Source organism: Vibrio sp. 1727 (assembly GCF_033344415.1).
Classification (GTDB): Bacteria; Pseudomonadota; Gammaproteobacteria; order Enterobacterales; family Vibrionaceae; genus Vibrio; species Vibrio alginolyticus.
In genome coordinates this window covers 1-506 of sequence record NZ_JAWPOT010000710.1, presented here as the reverse complement: position 1 = coordinate 506, position 506 = coordinate 1, and the positions used below count along the sequence as shown (strand labels likewise).

General features: G+C 47.6%; 1 pseudogene. It reads right to left on the bottom strand.

What is annotated here, in order from left to right:
• Positions 1–506 (bottom strand): annotated as a pseudogene (locus R8O10_RS27750) (GGDEF domain-containing protein); the annotation flags it as partial.

Sequence of the window (506 nt, the reverse complement as noted above, 5' to 3'; positions counted from 1 at the left end):
GTATTGGAACTGAGCTTTGTGTAGCTTTGCAATAGTTAGGACGCTAAGCAACTCATTAAACGACATGCGGCGGTCTTTAAAATAACGATACGCCTGCTTCAGCACGACTTCAGAGCGGTCATAGCCTTGAATTTTTACCAATACATCACCGAGCTCTAGTGCTGCTCGTTCGACTAAGCCCTGCGCACCTGATGACTCCGCCGCTTCCATCGAAGACATCAACGCCGCGTACGATTTCTTATAGTCCCCTTGCTCATCGTAGTAACGACCTTTGAGCAACAGAACTTCCGATTCCAATTTCTTGTCACCTTTTTCTCGTGATGTTTCAAGCAAAGCATCCAACGACGAGAGCGCGGTATCGATATCTCGATTGCCCATCATGGCTCGAATTTGGATCAGCTTGAACAGCAAGTGCTCTTGGCTTTGCTCTGGTGTCAAACTCAGCCCTTTATCTACCACTGCTAAGCTCTCTTTATCGCGCCCTAACAACTCAAGAACGGTCGACT